We start from the raw sequence: 16,167 nt of genomic DNA on the forward strand, positions 1-16,167 counted from the left end.
GCGCTGGCAGCGGGAACCGCAAAGTAACCTAGGTTCACATATTCTTGCGGCGCGCTTTACTCCCCCTTCACCGCCTTGGGCCTAAGCCCGTGTTCCCGAACGAGTAACACGAGTGAGAAAGCGTTGGATCTCAGCTTCCCCGGCTTCGACAGGGATACGGAAGTCACCCAGCTTCCCAGCGACCTGGCGGTGCTCATGGTTGGGATCGCGGCTCGGCAGGTGGCGTCTCCGACCGCCGTCACCCAGGCACGGTTCGGCCGTATCGGCCAGCCGTCCCGGTTGCTGCAACCGCTCGACGGTGCCTTCAACGGCCCGACGGCAGCGCTGCTCGCGAAGTGGAAGGAACCGTGAACAGGCTGTTTACCTTGGCGTTTCAGCCGATCTTCAAGTCCGTGCCGCTAGGGACGAGTATCGCGTTTTGAGAGGGGGCCCCCGCCCCGATCGAGGTTGAGTAATGATCGAGAACCAGAAAATCCGCCCCGCGAAAGTCATCGGCCCGCTCGGTGAATCGCTGACGCTGGACTCGCTGCCGCCGCCGTCGACGACGCGCTGGGTGGTGCGCCGCAAGGCGGAGGTGGTCGCTGCGGTCAACGGCGGATTGCTGACGGTGGACGAGGTGTGCGCCCGCTACGGATTGACCGTCGAGGAATTCGCCGGCTGGCAGCGCGCGATCGACCGGTCGGGCATGCCGGGCCTGCGCGTAACCCGCATCCAGCACTATAAATCGCTCTACGAACGCCAGCAGAAATATTGAGGGGCCGGCACGCCATACGTCGCAAAACCGAAACGCAGACGGAACATTATTCCGGCCTTGTGAGTCTTTCCGCACAGAGCCCACGGAGGGCGCAACGGAGGGACCTATGGGTATCATTCTTTGGCTTATCATCGGCGGCGTCATCGGCTGGCTCGCCAGCATCATCATGCGCACCGATGCACAGCAGGGCATCTTCCTGAACATCGTCGTCGGCATCGTCGGCGCGTTCATCGGCGGCCTGATCATCTCGGGCGGCTCGATCAACAACGCACCGCTGAACGTCACGTCGTTCCTGGTGTCGCTGCTGGGTGCGGTGATCCTGCTCGGGATCGTCAACCTGGTGCGTCGCGGCAGCGTGCGCTAAAACGCTTTCGCTTCGTCACGCGAACGATGAAGGGCCGCCCGGGCAACCGGGCGGCCCTTTTCGTTATTGCAGCAGGAAGCGGACGGAGAGGGTGACCGTCACGTCCTTTTCGCCGGGCGCGATCGCGGTCGGCGCATCCGCCTTCATCGCGCGGGCGAGGAAGATCGGCGGCTGGCCCGGCCCGCCGGCATCCTGCCCCGCCTCGGCGATCGAGATCAGCCGCACCACCTTCATTCCCGCCGCCGCGGCATACAGGTCGGCGCGCGCCCGCGCCCGCTTCACCGCGTCCGTCCGCGCCTCGTCCAACGCTGCATCGGGCGTGTCGATCGACAGGTTGGGGCCGTCGATCTGGTTCGCACCCTGCGCCACCAGCGCGTCGAGCACCGTTCCCGCCCGCGCGACATCGCGGAACCGCACGCTGACCGTGTTGGTCGCCTGATAGCCGGTGATCGCCGGCGGCTGCCCGTCGGTGTAGCGATATTGCGGGCTGAGCCCGACGCTGGCGGTGGCGATGTCGCGCTCGGCGATGCCGGCCCGCTTCAAGGCGGCGGTCACCCGCGCCATGCGCTGTGCATTGTCGGCCAGCGCCGCCGCCGCGGTCGCGGCCTGCGACACCACGCCGGCGCGGATCGTCGCGAGATCGGGCACGCGCGTCGTCCGCCCCTCCGCACTGATGTCCAACACCGTGCCCTGCGCCGGGACCAGCGGCTCGACCGCGGTCGGCGCCACCTGCGCCGAAGCAGCGGCGGGCACGGCGACGAACGCCAGAACAGTCCAGTATCGCATGGTATCTTCCCTTGTTGCGTAACGATGACGCCGCTGCTCTGCCCCGTGACAGGACAACGCTTGCTGAACGGCCGGACAACGTTGCGAACACTGTCCTTTTCAGGCATGGCCCACAGCGTGCGCCAGCGGGGGCTTGAGCGCGGTGATATATTCAGATAACACAGCTAAGTCGAGCAATGGCCATCGGATCGGCCGGCACGGGGATGGGACAGGCATGAACGACTATCAGGGCTCGATCGGTCAGGACGCGGCAGGCCGGGAACGGCTGGCACTGCCGGGCGAGCCTGCGCCATCGGGCCGCGGCCGCAAGATCGTCGTCGCGATCGTCATCGTGGCGCTGCTCGCGCTCGTCACCTGGGCGATGTTCGGCCGCAAGAAGGCGGATCCCGCCGCCGGTCCCAAGGTCGAGCAGATGCCGACCGTCACCGTCGTCGTCCCCGGCCGCAAGACGGTGGATCGCACCCTCACCGCCAACGGCACGCTCGCCGCACGGCGCGAGATGCCGGTCGGCGTCGCGGGCGAGGGCGGCATGATCACCCGCGTGCTCGTCGAGCCCGGCCAGTGGGTGAACGCCGGACAGGTGCTCGCCACCGTCGATCGCTCGGTGCAGACGCAGACCGCCGAATCGCTCGCCGCGCAGGTCACCGTCGCCCGCTCCGACCAGACGATCGCCCAGGCCGAACTCGATCGTGCGCAGCAGCTGGTCGACCGCGGCTTCATCTCCAAGGCGGATCTGCAACGCAAGGCCGCCACCCGCGATGCCGCCGCCGCGCGCGTGCAGGTCGCCGCCGCCAGCCTGCGCGAGGCGCGTGCCCGCAACGGCCGCCTCGATATCCGCGCGCCGGCCGCCGGCCTGGTCCTCACCCGTCAGGTCGAGCCGGGCCAGATCGTCAGCTCCGGCTCGGGCGTCCTGTTCCGCATGGCGCAGAACGGGCAGATCGAGATGCGCGCGCAGCTCGCCGAATCCGACCTCGCGACGGTGCACACCGGCGCGCGGGCCGAGGTGACGCCGGTCGGCAGCGACCGCCGCTTCGCCGGCGAGGTGTGGCAGGTGTCGCCGGTGATCGATGCGCAGACGCGGCAGGGCATCGCCCGCATCGCGCTGCGCTACGATCCGGCGCTGCGTCCCGGTGGCTTCGCGGCGGCGACGATCGTCGGCGGTGCGGCGGTCGCGCCGCTGCTGCCCGATGCCGCGCTCCAGAGCGACGACAAGGGCAGCTTCGTCTACATCGTCGGCAAGGACGACAAGGTCGAACGCCGCAACATCAAGGTCGGCCAGGTGTCGGACGCGGGCGTCACCGTCGTCTCCGGCCTGGACGGCAGCGAGCGCGTGGTCCGCTCGGCCGGCGGCTTCCTGGCACCGGGCCAGAAGGTCAAGCCGGTCATGGCCAAGGCATCCTAGGGGCGAGCCGACATGAGCTTCCGCAACATCTCCGCCTGGGCGATCCGTAATCCGGTGCCGCCGATCGTGCTGTTCATCGCCCTGACGCTGGCGGGGATCGTCAGCTTCATGCGGATGGACGTGAACAACGATCCGGACATCGACTTCCCCGTCGTCATCGTCGTCATCAGCCAGCCCGGCGCGGCGCCGACCGAACTCGAAAACCAGGTGACGAACCGCGTCGAATCGGCGGTGCGTTCGCTCCAGGGCATCGACGAGATCACCTCGACGGTCACCGAAGGCCAGTCGACCACCGTCGTCCAGCTCGCCATCGGCACGCCGATCGACCGCGCCGTCAACGACACGCGCGACAAGATCGCCCAGATCCGCAGCAACCTGCCCGAAGGCATCCTGGAACCGCAGATCTTCCGCGCCGACACCACGGACAACGATCTCGCCAGCTATTCGGCGATCGCCAGCGACATGACGGTGGAACAGCTCAGCTGGTACATCGACAACACCGTCACCAAGGAGCTGCTGTCCGTCCCCGGCATGGCCGCGGTCAACCGCAACGGCGGCGTCAGCCGCGAGATCCGCGTGATCCTCGATCCGCTCAAGCTGCAAAGCCAGGGGCTGACCGCGAGCCAGGTCAACGCCCAGCTGCGCCAGATCAACCTCAACGCCGCCGGTGGCCGGGCGGAGATAGCCGGGTCGGAACAGTCGGTGCGCGTGCTCGGCAACGCCCGCAATGCCAATGACCTCGCCCAGACGCAGATCAACGTCGGCAACGGCCGAACCGTGCGGCTGGCGGATATCGCGACGGTACGCGACCTCTATGCCGAACAGCGCAGCCGCGCCGCGGTCGACGGGCGGCAGGCGATCAGCTTCGATTTCCAGCGTGCCAAGGGTGCATCCGACGTCAGCGTCTTCAACGAGGCTGTGAAGAAACTGGAGGCGCTGGAGAAGCGCAATCCGAACGTCCACTTCATCCTGCGCTCGAACAGCGTCAAATATACCGAGATCCAGTACGAATCCGCGATCCATGCGATGATCGAGGGCGCGGTGCTGGCGGTGCTGGTGGTGTTCCTGTTCCTGCGCGACTGGCGCGCGACGCTGATCTCGGCGCTCGCCATCCCGCTGTCGGCGATCCCGACCTTCTGGTTCATGGAGTTGCTCGGCTTCAACCTCAACCAGATGACGCTGCTGGGCCTGAGCCTGGTGGCGGGCGTGCTGGTCGACGACGCGATCGTGGAGATCGAGAATATCGTCCGGCACATGCGGATGGGCAAATCGGCCTATCAGGCCTCGATCGACGCGGCGGACGAGATCGGCCTCGCCGTGCTCGCGACCACCATGTCGATCGTCGCGGTGTTCATGCCGGTCAGCCTGATGCCCGGCATCTCCGGCCAGTATTTCCAGAACTTCGGCCTCACCGTCGTCGTGTCGGTGCTGATGAGCCTCGCTGTCGCGCGCCTCATCACCCCGATGATCGCCGCCTATTTCCTCAAGAGCTTCGGCCATGCCAGCCATGGCGAGGGGCGGCTGATGGACGCCTATATGGCGGTGCTGCGCTGGACGCTCGACAGCACCCGGCAAAAGGCGAGCGCGGCGCGCGGCGGCATGCACCGCTTCACCAGCCGCTGGCGCGACCATCGCATGTGGGTGATGGGGCTGGGCTTCGTCGCCTTCGCGCTGACGCTGGTGATGTTCGGCGTGGTGCCGATGCAGTTCCAGCCGCCGGAAAACAGCGACAATTCGACCGCGACGATCGAGATGGTGCCGGGCGCGACGCTCGCGCAGACCGATGCGGTGGTGACGCGCGTCGCCGACCTGCTGCGCCGCCAGCCGGAGGTCGCCTCCGTCTACGCGCGCACCGGCTCGAATGGCGCGGTCAACACCGGCCGCGTGTCGGCGACACTGAAGGACGATCGCACCGTCACCAGCACCGAATTCGAACGCAACCTCGCGCCGCAGCTCGCCAGCATTCCGGACGCCCGCGTCGGCTTCCGCTCGCAGTTCGGCTGGGGATCCTCGGGCCGCGACATGACGGTGGTGCTGGGCGGCGACGATCCGGCGCTGCTCCAGAAGACCGCCAACACGCTGGTCGACCAGATGGCGAGGCTGCCGATGCTCACCCAGCCGCGCATCTCTGGCAACCTCCAGCGGCCGGAGATCGTCATCAAGCCGCGCTTCGACCTCGCCGCCAATCTGGGCGTGACGACGCAGGCGCTTTCCAGCGCGATCCGCATCGCGACGCTGGGCGATATCGACCAGAATTCGGCGCGCTTCTCGCTCTCCGACCGGCAGGTGCCGATCCGCGTCGCGCTCGATCAGGGCGCGCGGACGGAATTGTCGACGATCCAGAACCTGCCCGTCGCGACCCAGTCGGGCGGATCGGTGCCGCTGAACCTCATCGCCGATATCAGCCTGGGTTCCGGGCCGACCCAGATCGATCGCGTCAACCAGCAGCGCCGCATCGCGGTGGGTGCGGACCTCGCGCCCGGCGTCGTCTCGGGCGTCGCGCAGAAGCAGATCGACAACCTGCCGATCATGAAGAACCTGCCACTGGGCGTGAACAAGCTGACGCTGGGGCAGGCGAAGTGGCAGGCGGAGATGCTGAAGAACTTCGTCATCGCCGTCATCTCGGGCACCTTCCTCGTCTTTGCGGTGCTGGTGCTGCTCTATCGCCGCGCGCTGCCGCCGTTCGTCAACATGGCCTCGCTGCTGCTCGCGCCGCTCGGCGGACTGCTGGCGCTGTGGGCGACCGGCAATCCCTTGTCGCTGCCCGTGTTCATCGGCCTGCTCATGCTGCTGGGCATCGTCGCCAAGAATTCGATCCTGCTGATCGATTTCGCGCTGGAGGAGATGAACAAGGGCGTCGACACGCTGACCGCGATCATCGACGCCGGGCACAAGCGCGCGCAGCCGATCGTAATGACCACCGTCGCGATGGTCGCCGGCATGATCCCGACCGCGCTGTCGCTGGGCGGCGACGGATCGTGGCGCGCGCCGATGGGCATCGTCGTGATCGGCGGCCTCATCCTCTCCACCCTGCTGACGCTGGTGATCGTGCCGGCGGCGTTCAGCCTGGCGGTGGGGGTCGAGCGCTACGTCGGGCCGCGGCTCGGCCGGCGCCTGCTCACCTATCGCCCGGGCGACGACGGCAGCACCGTGGTCGGGATCGCCGGCCCCAACCAGCCGACGCTCGGCCCGGTCCCCGGCCGCCTCGGCCACGACGAGGGCGGCGCGCAGCCGGCGGAATAGCGATCGCCCGCCATCCCGGTGCCGGCCGGGATGGCGGTTGACCCCGCGCCCGCATCACGCGACAGCGCGGGGATGAACGACGATCTGAAGGCGCTGATCCGCACGATCCCGGACTTTCCGAAGCCCGGCATCCAGTTCCGCGACATCACCACGCTGCTGCTCGATCCTGCCGGCCTCGCCGCCACCGTCGAGCGGATGGTCGCCGCGACGCAAGGTCCGGTCGACCTCGTCGCCGGGATCGAGGCGCGCGGCTTCCTGTTCGCCGCCGCGCTCGCGGTGCCGCTGAACGCCGGCGTGCTGCTGATCCGCAAGGACGGCAAGCTGCCCGGCGCGACCATCGCCGAGGATTATGCGCTGGAATATGGCGAGGACCGGATCGCCATGCACGAGGATGCGCTGGTGCCCGGCCAGCGCGTGCTGCTGGTCGACGATCTGATCGCCACCGGCGGCACCGCGCGCGCTGCGGTGCGCCTGCTGCGCAAGGCGGGTGCCGCGGTGGAGCAGGCGCAGTTCGTCATCGACCTGCCCGACCTCGGCGGTGCCGCGGCGTTGCGCGCCGACGGCATCCGCGTCGATGCGCTGCTATCCTTCGCCGGTCATTAATGGTTCAGCCGGAACCTGCGATGATCCGCCCTCGTTGAACGACGAACCGGCGCGTCCTGGCCATCATGCTCGCGCCCGTATGGGACTCAGGAGAGCATCATGTTCCTCAAGCGTTTGGCCGCAAAGCGTCTCGCCCTGCTGGGGCTGATCCTCGGCGCCGGCCTCGGCACCGCGGCCTGCACCGATGGGTATGGCTATAGCGGCGTCGCGGTCGGCTATGGCGGCGGCGGTTATTATGGCGACGGCTATGGCTATGCCGACCCCTATTACGGCGGCTACGGCTATGGCGGCTATCCCAGCTATTTCGGCTGGTACGGCAATTATTATTATCCGGGCACCGGCATCTACGTCTACGATCAATACCGCCGGCCCTATCGCTGGAACGACGGCCAGCGCCGCTATTGGGAAGGGCGTCGCAACGCCTGGCGCGGCGATCGCAACTTCCGCAACGACTGGAACGGCTTCGATCGCCGCAGTGACGGCATCCGCGGCAACGGCAATCCCGGCCGTGTCCCGGGCCAGGGCTGGAACGGCAATCGCGGCAACTGGCGCGGCGACGGCGACCGGGGGAGCGGCCGGGGCAATTGGCGCGGCAACCGCCAGGGCCTCTCCGGTCAGCCCGCGCCGACGCCCGGCGCTACGACGCCGCAGGCGACGCCCGGCCAGCGCAGCTGGGGCGGCGGCGGCCGCAACTGGGGCGGTAACCGCGGCGGCTGGGGCGGCAATCGCGGCGGCGGCAACCGCGGCGGCGGCCGCGGCCCGCGCTGACGCCCAATCATCGTATCCACCCCGGTTCCCGCCGGGGTGGAGGCTGCCTCACCGTTCGCGCGTCGCGATCAGCCCGTTCGACACGAACGTCATCACCATCTCGTCGTCCTGGTTGAACACCGCCATCCGGCTCTTGAAGATCCCCATCTCCGGCCGGCTGGCGGAGCGGCGCTTCTCCAGCACCTCGCTTTCGCAGCGCAGCCGGTCGCCGGGATAGACCGGCTTCAGCCAGCGCAATTCGTCGATGCCCGGCGATCCCAGTCCCGCCTGTCGGTTCGCCTTCAGATGCGCGACCAGCATCGCCATCGTCATCGCGCAGGTATGCCAGCCGCTTGCCGACAGCCGCCCGAAATAGGTCGTCGCCGCCGCCTCGTCGGACAGGTGAAACGGCTGCGGATCGTATTTCTCGGCAAAGGCGACCACCTCGTCACGGGTCACCGCATAGTCGCCGAAGCGCGCCGTCGACCCGACCTCGATATCCTCGAAATACTGCATCCGTGCCTCTCCTATCGCTTGAGCACCTGCCGGAACGGGGTGTCGTCGCCATCCAGTCCCGTGCCGGGCGCCAGCCCGATCAGGTCGCGCAGCAGCGGGTTGATGTCGACATTGTCGAAGCTCGCCAGCCGCTTGCCCGCCGGGAATGCCGGCCCGTTGGCGATGAACAGCGCCGCCATGTCCGGCGCCCGGTTGTCATAGCCGTGGGCGCCGCCGCTGAACGCCTTGGACGAGGCGGTCTTGGCGATCATCCAGCCCGGTTCGGCAAGGCAGATATAGGGCGGGACGCGCGGGTTGGTGCCGTAGCGGAACCGCGCCGGGATCGCGCTCTTGCGCCAGCATTGCATGTGCGCCTGCGGCTTCAGCAGCGCCGCCGCCAGCGCGGCCTCATGCCCGGCCAAGGGGTAGAGGCCCATATAGGGGCCGCTGTTGAGCGGGCGATAGTCGGCGGGGTCGGCGATCCGGTCCATCACGATGACGCGGTCGCTGCTGGTCGCGGACATGCCGTGATCGGCGACGATGACGAGGTTCGCCGGCTGGTTCAGGCCGCGCAGCCCCGCCACCAGGCGGCCGATCTGCACGTCGACGTCGGCGACCGCCTGCGTCACCTCGGGCGATTGCGGCCCATGCGCGTGGCCGGCGCTGTCGACCGTGTCGAAATAGAGCGTGACGAAGCGCGGCCGCGTCGCCGCCGGCCGGCGCATCCAGTCGATCACCGCATCGACGCGCTGCGCCCCGGTCACCGCCTGGTTGAACTGCTGCCAGTCCTCCGGCCGGGTCGCGCCGCGCACCGCGCCATGGCTGTCGGGGATCAGCGTGCCACCCCAGCCGACATTGGCGCCCGGCCAGAACATCGTCGCCGTCCGCACGCCCGCCTTTTCCGCCGTCACCCAGATCGGTTCGGCCGCGTTCCACCAGAACGGATCGTCGTTCGCCATGGTGAAGGTTTCGCCGGGCCGCGCCGGGTCCTCCATGCTGTTGCCGACGATGCCGTGGTGGTCGGGCACCTTGCCGGTCACCAGCGTCCAGTGATTGGGAAAGGTGACGGACGGGAAGGAGGGGCGCATCGACGCCGACACCCCGTTCGCCGCCAGCGCCGACAGGTTCGGCGTCACCCCGCGATCGAGGTAGTCGGGCCGGAACCCGTCGATGGACACGAGGATCGTGACCGGCGCACTGGCAGCCATCGGTACAGCGACGGGCAGCACCGCCCCGGTGGCAGGCGGCGCCACCTGCGTGACGGGGGACAGGGCCGCAGGCGTATAGGGCAGGGCGCAACCCGTAAGTGAGAGCGCACAGGCGGCGAGGGCAAGGAATCTCACGAGGGAATCGTCCCGAACGAGGAGAGGGCGAGCGACCTCTACGCGGGACAGGGTGACTGCCACAAGCGGCGGTGCGGCGAGAAAGCCGGTGCATCCTCCCTCTCCCCGGTCCGGGCAGGGCTATCGCCTATGGCTGGGACGGCTGCCGGGCTCGGGTAAGGGGGCACGCCATCCCAATATTCTCCGTCACCCCGGACTCGTTCCGGGGTCCACCGTGCCGCAAAACCAACAGCGCATGGGTGTGCGGCACGGTGGATGCCGGAACAAGCCCGGCATGACGAGGATGAGAGAACACCGCCTCGGATCAGGCACCCATAGGCGATAGCCCGTTACCGGAACCGCACCGTCAAACGTTGAACCGGAACAGCATCACATCGCCGTCGTGGACGACATATTCCTTGCCCTCCTGGCGCAGCTTGCCCGTCTCGCGCGCGCCGGCTTCGCCCTTGCAGGCGACGTAATCGTCATAGGCGATGGTTTCGGCGCGGATGAAGCCGCGCTCGAAATCGGTATGGATTTCGCCGGCGGCCTGCGGCGCCTTGGCGCCGGCATGCACCGTCCAGGCGCGCGCCTCCTTCGGCCCCACGGTGAAGAAGGTCAGCAGTTTCAGCAGCCTGTACCCGGCGGTGATGACGCGGGCGAGCCCGGTTTCGGCAAGCCCCAGCTCGCTGAGGAACTCGGTCCGGTCCTCGGGCGGCATCGTCGCGATCTCCGCCTCGATCGCGGCCGAGACCACCACCGCCTCGGCACCCTCCGCTCTGGCCTTGTCGAACACCCGCGCCGACAGCGCATTGCCGTTCGCCGCATCGCCCTCGTCGACGTTGCAGACGTAGAGCACCGGCTTGGCCGTGATGAGCTGCGCCTGGGCGAACACGCGCGCCTCCTCGGCATCCTTGGGCTGGGTCAGCCGCGCCGGCTTGCCCTCGCGCAGCAGTTCCAGCGCCTGGCCGAGCACGCTCGCGCCGATCTTCGCCTCCTTGTCGCCCTGCTGCCCCTTCTTGACGAGATTGGGGACGCGCTTTTCGAGGCTTTCGAGGTCGGACAGCATCAGCTCGGTCTCGACCGTCTCGGCATCGGCGATCGGATCCACCTTGCCCTCGACGTGCGTCACGTCGCCGTTTTCGAAACAGCGCAGCACGTGGACGATCGCATCCACCTCGCGGATATTGCCCAGGAATTGGTTGCCCAGGCCCTCGCCCTTGGATGCACCGCGCACCAGCCCGGCGATATCGACGAAGGCGAGCTGCGTCTCGATGACCTTCGCCGATCCGGCGATCTCCGCCAGCGTGTAAAGCCGCGGGTCGGGCACCGCGACGTTGCCGACGTTCGGCTCGATCGTGCAGAACGGGTAATTGGCCGCCTGCGCCGCTGCCGTTTCGGTCAGCGCGTTGAAAAGGGTGGACTTGCCGACGTTCGGCAGGCCCACGATACCGCAGCGGAAACCCATGGCCTGTGCTCTGTTCGCGAGTGGAGATCGAAGCCGCCGCCCTTAGCCAAGCCCGCCCCGCTTGGCCAGCGCTTCCGCCGCCACCTCGCTTGGACGACGGAAAGCCACGCATCGTCGCAATCGGCGCTGCCACAATTGCGCCTTGATCGGGCGCGTGTCGTCTTTCGTCATGCAGCGGATGCGCACGTGGGGTGACGGGCGCGAGGGCAGGGCCGCTGCGACGGGGGGATGCGATATGCGAATGTCGTGGCGGCAGGCAGCGGGACTGGCGGCGATGGCGTCGACCAGCATGGCGGCCGCCGCCGCGGCGCAGGTCGCGCCCGTGCCTGCTGCGGCCGTCGCGCCGATCCTGCCGGCGCCAGCGGCCGCAGCGCCACGTGCGCCCTTGCCGCTCACCCTGTCGCCGGTCGCGGTCGGCGGATCGGTGGAGCGCTCGACCCGTCTGGTCAGCCGGCTGCGCCTGCGCCTGACGGTGGAATCCACGGCTGCGGGGCCGCGCGACCGGCTGCATTCGCGCGTCGTCGGCCAGATGATCGATTTCTTCCCGGCCGGCGACCATGGCTTCCACCTGTCCGCCGGCACCCGCCTGTTCAACCCGCGCGCCATGGAAGTGTCGATGCACGGCATGCTGCCGACGCAGCGGCGGCTTAACATCCCCGGCCTGAAGACGACGATGCGGCGCAGCCCGGCGCTGACGATGGGCTATGCCGACCGGATCGATCCCGACACCAGCGTCGGCGTCGAGATCGGCGCGATGAAGGGCCGCGCCTATAACGACGCCGCCGACATCGCCCGCCAGACCCGCGCCCAACGCAATGCGATCGGCAGCCCGCTGAACCCGGTCGTCAACCTGGTGCTCGGCCACCGCTTCTAGGGCTGCGGTGACACCGCGCGACGCGCGGGGGCCGCCCGGAGCCGTCGAGCCTCACCTGTGCTTCGACCCGCTCGGCACGAGGGCTGGGAAAGAACGGTTCGAACCCTAGGCGGCAGGCCACCCAGCCCCGCGCGCAGCGCCGTCAGAACTTCGTCGCCTGCGAGGGAAGGGCAGCGCCTTCAACAAGCGAAACACCTCAGCGCCTCCGCGCCTCCGCGTGAACCCTCATCCTTCGCGTCTTCGCGTCTTCGCGCGACCACCTAACCCCGCCCGGGCACCCCGGCTCGAAAGGTCGCATGGAGCAGGGCCCCACGCCACCTTCCGGCACGGCGCGGGATGCTCTACGCGAGCCTCCGTCATGTTGCCGCCCGCGTCCCTGCTGCCGCCCACTGCCTCGCTGCTGCCCGCCTTCGCGCCGTGGTTCGACGTGGCGGGGCTGGCGGTGTTCGCCGCCTCGGGCGCGCTGGCGGCGGCGAAGCGCGGGCAGACGGCGGTGACGCTCGCCTTCTTCGCGCTCATTACCGGGGTCGGCGGCGGCACGGTGCGCGACCTGCTGATCGATGCCCCGGTATTCTGGGTGCACGATCCGCGGGCCGCCACCGTGTGCCTGGCGATGGCGGCGGTGATCTGGGTGACGCCGGAACGCTTGTGGCGTGACAGCGCGCTCGCCTGGTTCGACGCGGTCGGCCTCGCCGCCTACGCCGTCTACGGCGCGGCCAAGGCGATCGGCTATGGCGTGCCCCCGCTGCCCGCGGCGTTGATGGGGGTGGTCACCGCCTGCGTCGGCGGCATCATCCGCGATGTGCTGGCGGGCGAGCCCTCCATCCTGATGCGCCCGGAATTGTATGTCACCGCAGCGGCGCTGTCGTCCGCGCTTTACGTCGCGCTAGGCCTGCTCGGGCTGGCCGGCGCCCCCGCCGCGATCATCGCCGCCGCCGCCGGCTTCGGCCTGCGCGCCGCCGCGATCCACTGGCGCATCGCGCTGCCGGCGTACCGGGCGCGGTCGTGACGGGTGACAATGGTCAGTAATAAGCGAAGCTTGCCAGCAAAGCCCAAGTCAATCCGAACGATGCCAACAATGTACCCGACATAGCCAGCAGGCCCCAAGCGCCCTGTGACAGTTGCCCATGCCTGAAATCCGCGACGACATGTTGTCCGCAGTAGATCGCATTGACGGCAAGTAAAGCGGCCAGGATCTGCATGAAAGTCAGCATCAGACTTTGGCTGTCACCCGAAGCTGGCAGCGGGAAGAGGCCAAGAGGAAGGCCTCAAAATCACGAAGGTGCTACAGGTAACCGTTCGTGCTGAGCCTGCCGAAGCACAGGTGAGACTCATACCCTCCGACAAGCTCAGGGCGAACGGCTGGTAAAGGTCATTCCGTTATCAAGCGCCAAGCATCACGCCCGCTCACCCCCGCACCACCCCCACATCGGCGAACCGCCGCGGTTCCGCGGGCGGCGCGGCGGGTTCGGCCAGCGCGCATTGCCAATAGCCCACGTCGATCCACTGGCCATGCTTGTAGCCGACCTCGCGGAACACGCCGGCGCGGCGAAAGCCCACCGCCTCGTGCAGCGCGATCGAGGTGGTGTTGGGCAGGGCGATCCGGCCGATCGCCTGCGTGAACCCCTGCGCGCGCAGCGTGTCGACCAGCGCCCGGTACAGCAGTCGCCCGACGCCTTGCCGCTGCGCCACGTCGGCGACGTAGATGCTCGTCTCCACCACCCAGCGATACGCCTCGCGCTCCGAAAAGCGCGTCGCATAGGCATAGCCGAGCACGCCGCCGGTGGCCTCGCCGTTGGTCGCGACGATCCACGGGTAGAGCCCGGCGGAGGACGCCATCCGGCTGCGCATCGCCCGCGCGTCCGGCGCCTCCGTCTCGAACGACACCGTGCCCGCCAGCACGTGCGGGGCATAGATCGCCGCGACCGCGGCGGCATCCTCCGGCACCGCGGCGCGCAGCGCGATCACCGTTACAGGCCGATCCGCGCCAGAATCACGTCGAGCAGCCGCGCATCGGCGCCCGCCGTTTCGCTCGGCCCCAGGCCGCCGCATTCCAGGCAGCGCGCCTGCACCGATCCCGCCTGCGCCAGCCGCTTGACGTCGCCAAGCGCCTTGGCGAGCAGCCCGCGCCGCTCGGCCGCGATCCGCGCGAACACGTCGTTGCCGGTCGCGTCGCCTGCGCCCGCGTCGTCATCCTCCTTGCGGCCGAGGCTCTGCGCCAGCTGCGCGGCAAAGCCGGGGGCCTTTTCCAGATATTCGGCATGGACCTTGGCGGGGTCGAGCTTCGCGCGCTTCGCCGCCTCGGCCACCGCATCGTCCAGCCCGCCGAACCGGTCGACCAGGTGCAGCTGGCGGGCGGTGCCGCCATCCCACACGCGGCCCTGCGCGATTTCGTTCACGCGATCGGGCGTCATCCCGCGCGACTGGGCGACGCGGGCGAGGAACTGGCGATAGCCGTTCTCGATCCCCGCCTGCAGGATCGTGTCGAGCTCCGGCGTGGTGCCGGCGAGCACGTCGGGCTGGCCGGACAGCGGCGTCGTCTTCACCCCGTCGGTGGTGACGCCGATCTTGGCGAGCGTCTTCTCGAAGGTCGGGATGATGCCGAAGATGCCGATCGACCCGGTGATCGTGCCCGGCTCGGCGAAGATCACCTGGCCCGGCGTCGACACCCAATAGCCGCCCGACGCGGCAAGGCCGCCCATCGAGACGACGATCGGCAGCCCCTTCGCCTTGGCCTGCAGGATGGCGAGGCGGATGCGTTCGGAGGCGAGCACCGATCCGCCCGGCGAATCGACGCGCACCACCAGCGCCTTCAGGTTCTTGGTGGCGAGGCCGTTGAGGATCAGCTTGGCGATCGTGTCGCCATGCGCGCTGCCGGGGCCGCCTTCGCCATCGACGATATCGCCGGCGACGGTGACCACGCCGATCGCATCGCCCGCGCTCGGCAGCGGGTGCGCGCCGATCCAGTCGTCGTAGCGGATGGTGGTGAAATTGCCCGCCGCCTTGCGCGCATCGCTGCCGACCAGCTTGGCGACGCGCTGGCCGAAGGCGATGCGGTCGCCCAGCGTGTCGACGATGCCGGCGGCAAGGTTCGCCTTGGCGATGTCGCCGTTCGCCGCCAGGATCAGCCGGTCCGGCTGGGCGAGGAACTGGCCGACCTGCGCGCGCGGCCGGGCGCGTGCCACCGCCTCGCGCCACTGGCCGAACAGCGAGCCGAGCAGCTGCTGGTTCGCCGCGCGCGCATCCGGGCTCTGGTCGGCGCGGGTATAGGGTTCGACGAAGCTCTTGAACTTGCCGACGCGATAGACGTGGACGTCGACGCCCAGCTTGTCGATCAGCCCCTTGTAATACAGCTGGCTGCCGCCCGGTCCGCTGAAGATCGTGCCGCCCAGCGGATTGACCCAGATCTCGCTGGCGTTCGCCGCCAGCCGATAGCCGGCATCGGTATAGGCGGTGGCATAGGCGAGCACCGGCTTCCTGGTGTCGCGGAACCGGCGGATCGCCTCGCCCACCTCGTTGAGCGTCGCCGGATAGCCGCCGCCGAAACTGTCGAGGTCGAGCACCAGCGCCTTCACCCGATCGTCGGTGCGCGCGGTGTCGATCGCCCGCAGCACGTCGCGCAGCCGGTACTGGCGCGGCATGGTGTCGCCGGACAGGGCGGCGAACGGGCTCGTCTCCTCGGGCTGCTCGACGATCGCGCCTTTCAGGTCGAGCAGCAGCGCGCCGGTCGGAATCGCCTTCGTCCCCGGCCGCGCATTGAGCGCCGCGAACAACAGCCCGAAGAACAGCAGCATCGCGATCAGGACCAACCCGTCCTTGATCGCCACCAGCAGCTTCCATGCGCCCCGAACCAGCTTCACGTCGTGCTCCTACTTGTGCCCGCCAGCGGTAGAGGACGCGAGGGCGCGGCGCAACGGTCCGTGTTAGAGGGATAAGACAGAGAGGCTTGCCATTGATGCACCGGCCGCTGCCGTGGCCGACACCGCGACGCCCCGCTTTCTCCTTTCACCCTGTCGCGATCGCCCTTGCGACGACGATCTGGAAAGGCCCTTCGGATCGGCATAGGGCGGTACCAAACAAGAATTGGGGGAAGTACGTATGCATCGGAC

Annotated in this window: 16 protein-coding genes; 9 read left to right on the forward strand and 7 right to left on the reverse strand. The window is 68.7% G+C overall.

The genetic code is table 11. From position 1 onward, the window contains the following. Positions 1 to 123: 123 nt before the first annotated feature. From AC4GY7_RS03870 to AC4GY7_RS03880, 3 genes are all read left to right on the forward strand, one after another. Positions 124 to 351, forward strand: a complete 228-nt coding sequence (locus AC4GY7_RS03870; protein ID WP_443585289.1) for a hypothetical protein — start codon at positions 124 to 126, stop codon at positions 349 to 351. Between the two features lie 103 nt (positions 352 to 454). Further along, positions 455 to 754, forward strand: coding sequence for a CtrA inhibitor SciP (gene sciP, locus AC4GY7_RS03875; protein ID WP_140872437.1), 300 nt, complete (start codon positions 455 to 457; stop codon positions 752 to 754). 106 nt (positions 755 to 860) lie between these two features. Next, positions 861 to 1,118 carry a GlsB/YeaQ/YmgE family stress response membrane protein gene (locus tag AC4GY7_RS03880; RefSeq protein WP_017979892.1) on the forward strand — a complete coding sequence of 86 codons (258 nt, stop codon included), beginning with the start codon at positions 861 to 863 and terminating at the stop codon, positions 1,116 to 1,118. A 63-nt stretch (positions 1,119 to 1,181) separates the two neighbouring features. Here AC4GY7_RS03880 and AC4GY7_RS03885 read toward each other — a convergent pair whose 3' ends face one another. Then, on the reverse strand, positions 1,182 to 1,904 hold the full coding sequence (locus AC4GY7_RS03885) for an SIMPL domain-containing protein (RefSeq protein ID WP_491112102.1): 723 nt from the start codon (positions 1,902 to 1,904) through the stop codon (positions 1,182 to 1,184). 214 nt (positions 1,905 to 2,118) lie between these two features. Here AC4GY7_RS03885 and AC4GY7_RS03890 point away from each other — a divergent pair, with 214 nt between their 5' ends. The 4 genes from AC4GY7_RS03890 to AC4GY7_RS03905 all read left to right on the forward strand — a co-directional run bounded on the left by AC4GY7_RS03890 (position 2,119) and on the right by AC4GY7_RS03905 (position 7,920). Further along, positions 2,119 to 3,306, forward strand: a complete 1,188-nt coding sequence (locus AC4GY7_RS03890; RefSeq protein ID WP_491112103.1) for an efflux RND transporter periplasmic adaptor subunit — start codon at positions 2,119 to 2,121, stop codon at positions 3,304 to 3,306. A gap of 12 nt (positions 3,307 to 3,318) precedes the next feature. After that, positions 3,319 to 6,549 carry an efflux RND transporter permease subunit gene (locus AC4GY7_RS03895; protein WP_491112104.1) on the forward strand — a complete coding sequence of 1,077 codons (3,231 nt, stop codon included), beginning with the start codon at positions 3,319 to 3,321 and terminating at the stop codon, positions 6,547 to 6,549. A gap of 72 nt (positions 6,550 to 6,621) precedes the next feature. Then, on the forward strand, positions 6,622 to 7,152 hold the full coding sequence (locus AC4GY7_RS03900) for an adenine phosphoribosyltransferase (RefSeq protein ID WP_443585293.1): 531 nt from the start codon (positions 6,622 to 6,624) through the stop codon (positions 7,150 to 7,152). A gap of 99 nt (positions 7,153 to 7,251) precedes the next feature. Then, positions 7,252 to 7,920, forward strand: coding sequence for a hypothetical protein (locus AC4GY7_RS03905; RefSeq protein WP_491112105.1), 669 nt, complete (start codon positions 7,252 to 7,254; stop codon positions 7,918 to 7,920). Between the two features lie 48 nt (positions 7,921 to 7,968). Here the strand turns inward: AC4GY7_RS03905 and AC4GY7_RS03910 are convergent, their stop codons facing one another. The 3 genes from AC4GY7_RS03910 to ychF all read right to left on the reverse strand — a co-directional run bounded on the left by AC4GY7_RS03910 (position 7,969) and on the right by ychF (position 11,184). Further along, positions 7,969 to 8,415 carry a MaoC family dehydratase gene (locus AC4GY7_RS03910; RefSeq protein WP_491112106.1) on the reverse strand — a complete coding sequence of 149 codons (447 nt, stop codon included), beginning with the start codon at positions 8,413 to 8,415 and terminating at the stop codon, positions 7,969 to 7,971. Between the two features lie 11 nt (positions 8,416 to 8,426). Continuing rightward, positions 8,427 to 9,737, reverse strand: a complete 1,311-nt coding sequence (locus AC4GY7_RS03915; RefSeq protein WP_491112107.1) for an alkaline phosphatase family protein — start codon at positions 9,735 to 9,737, stop codon at positions 8,427 to 8,429. A gap of 346 nt (positions 9,738 to 10,083) precedes the next feature. After that, positions 10,084 to 11,184 (reverse strand): redox-regulated ATPase YchF, encoded by a 1,101-nt coding sequence (gene ychF, locus AC4GY7_RS03920; RefSeq protein WP_443585297.1) that lies wholly within the window; start codon positions 11,182 to 11,184, stop codon positions 10,084 to 10,086. A gap of 241 nt (positions 11,185 to 11,425) precedes the next feature. On the opposite strand from ychF, the gene AC4GY7_RS03925 reads away from it, so the two are divergent. Together AC4GY7_RS03925 and AC4GY7_RS03930 are read left to right on the forward strand one after the other, a co-directional pair. Next, entirely contained in the window at positions 11,426 to 12,058 is a 633-nt protein-coding gene (locus AC4GY7_RS03925; protein WP_491112108.1) for a hypothetical protein, read from the forward strand. 358 nt (positions 12,059 to 12,416) lie between these two features. Beyond that, entirely contained in the window at positions 12,417 to 13,067 is a 651-nt protein-coding gene (locus tag AC4GY7_RS03930; protein ID WP_491112109.1) for a trimeric intracellular cation channel family protein, read from the forward strand. A gap of 13 nt (positions 13,068 to 13,080) precedes the next feature. On the opposite strand, the gene AC4GY7_RS03935 is transcribed toward AC4GY7_RS03930, so the two are convergent. The 3 genes from AC4GY7_RS03935 to sppA all read right to left on the reverse strand — a co-directional run bounded on the left by AC4GY7_RS03935 (position 13,081) and on the right by sppA (position 15,918). Then, positions 13,081 to 13,272 (reverse strand): hypothetical protein, encoded by a 192-nt coding sequence (locus tag AC4GY7_RS03935; RefSeq protein WP_491112110.1) that lies wholly within the window; start codon positions 13,270 to 13,272, stop codon positions 13,081 to 13,083. A 193-nt stretch (positions 13,273 to 13,465) separates the two neighbouring features. Further along, positions 13,466 to 14,026 (reverse strand): GNAT family N-acetyltransferase, encoded by a 561-nt coding sequence (locus AC4GY7_RS03940; protein ID WP_491112111.1) that lies wholly within the window; start codon positions 14,024 to 14,026, stop codon positions 13,466 to 13,468. A 2-nt stretch (positions 14,027 to 14,028) separates the two neighbouring features. Beyond that, a complete protein-coding gene (gene sppA, locus AC4GY7_RS03945; RefSeq protein WP_491112112.1) occupies positions 14,029 to 15,918 on the reverse strand; it encodes a signal peptide peptidase SppA in 1,890 nt (629 codons plus the stop codon). Positions 15,919 to 16,167: the final 249 nt, after the last annotated feature.

The organism is Sphingomonas sp. SP5 (assembly GCF_058313455.1).